Annotated in this window: 2 protein-coding genes; one reads left to right on the top strand and one right to left on the bottom strand. The window is 43.8% G+C overall.

Annotated elements, in window-relative coordinates; all coding sequences use genetic code 11:
• Positions 1 to 132: 132 nt before the first annotated feature.
• Positions 133 to 345, bottom strand: a complete 213-nt coding sequence (locus tag PG892_RS22190) for a hypothetical protein (RefSeq protein ID WP_201894589.1) — start codon at positions 343 to 345, stop codon at positions 133 to 135.
• 341 nt (positions 346 to 686) lie between these two features.
• Here PG892_RS22190 and PG892_RS22195 point away from each other — a divergent pair, with 341 nt between their 5' ends.
• Positions 687 to 1,445 carry an NYN domain-containing protein gene (locus PG892_RS22195; RefSeq protein ID WP_201894588.1) on the top strand — a complete coding sequence of 253 codons (759 nt, stop codon included), beginning with the start codon at positions 687 to 689 and terminating at the stop codon, positions 1,443 to 1,445.
• The last annotated feature ends 72 nt before the right edge of the window (positions 1,446 to 1,517 follow it).

Below are 1,517 nucleotides of genomic sequence, written 5' to 3' on the forward strand. Positions count from 1 at the left end.
TGATGCTCTCGGAGACTGCGCTACAGGATCAGATCACCGAGATGACAGATAGTTCCCCGATTTGAGCAACAAGGCCCTGATTCACCGCATCGCGCGGCTCGTCCCGCCCTCTGCGTCACCCCTCAGGTGAGATCAGGTGAGATAGTAACGCCACGACCGGACCGGCTCGGCGTAACCGACCCGGATGCAGAAGGGCGCCAGATCGTGATTGGCCTGTTCCAGGCTGAGGGTCTGGTGGGTATCTTCCTGGCACCACTGCACAAACTCGCCGCTGTTGAAGCTGTAGTGATCCCCGTGAAAGACTCCGTGGGCCTCGATCAGCCCGATGGCTTTGTCGATCTCCATGATTGGCCTCCTGGCACTGTGCTGATCCCTTTAAGCTTAGCGAGCAGAGGCGAGTAGGGTCGATTAGCGAAGCGTAATCGTCCACGCCATTGGCCCCGTGGTGATTGGAAAAAAGGGAGATAAGAGGGGTTGCAACAGGACAGTGGAAGCCTATTTTCGCGAACGTCTGATTTTGCTTGGCTAAGCAGACCTGCATCCCTTCGTGTAGCAAAATTCAGCACGGATCACGAAAAGAACCATTCGGTTCTGATAAGTTATCAAAAATATTAATTTGTTTTCAGATGTCGGGCTTCGTCAATTTAAGCCAACCTACCAACTTCAATTAGAATTAAAGGCTACACATGAAAGATTTAAATGATCAGAAAAAAATAGCTGTTCTCATTGACGCGGACAATGCACAGTATTCGAAAATCAAACTTATTCTTGATGAAATATCAAAACATGGACATGTAATAACCAAAAGAGCTTATGGTGATTGGTCAAGTGAATATCTTAAAAATTGGAAAACAAGCCTCAATGAGTTAGCTATCCAACCGATTCAACAATTTGCGTACACCACTGGAAAAAACTCAACTGATTCATCATTAATCATTGATGCAATGGATTTACTATACGCAGAAAAATACGATGCTTTTGCAATTATATCTTCAGATAGCGACTTCACAAAGTTAGCATCTCGGTTGCGTGAATCAGAAATGTATGTTTTTGGCGTTGGAGAAAAGAAAACTCCTATATCATTTAGAAACTCATGTGATGACTTTATTTTCACAGAAAACCTCGGTGAACCAATCCCTTCAATAATACATACCGGTCTTGTTAATGTCTCACCTTCTACAGATAACGAAAAAATTCCTCAGGAAATAATCGATGCTTTGTTACAGGGTTGGCTTCAATATAAAGAGGATGATACAGAAAATTGGGCAAATGTAGCCCCAGTGGGAGGCTTGCTAAAAAGGTTAAAGCCAGATTTTGACCCTCGAACTTATGGAGTAAGCAAAACTCCAGAGCTAATTTCAAAAATAGATATATTCGAAATGACAAGATATAAGGGTAAAGGAGGGGTTAATATCGTAGCCTATCGACCTAGGAATATATCCTAAATAGCTGTTCCGAATAGTAGATCACCGGAGGAAGGGAACTCAGTCCAGTTTGTGCGATCTGATTAGTCGCTA

Source organism: Aeromonas sp. QDB68 (genome assembly GCF_027707405.1).
GTDB lineage: Bacteria > Pseudomonadota > Gammaproteobacteria > Enterobacterales > Aeromonadaceae > Aeromonas > Aeromonas caviae.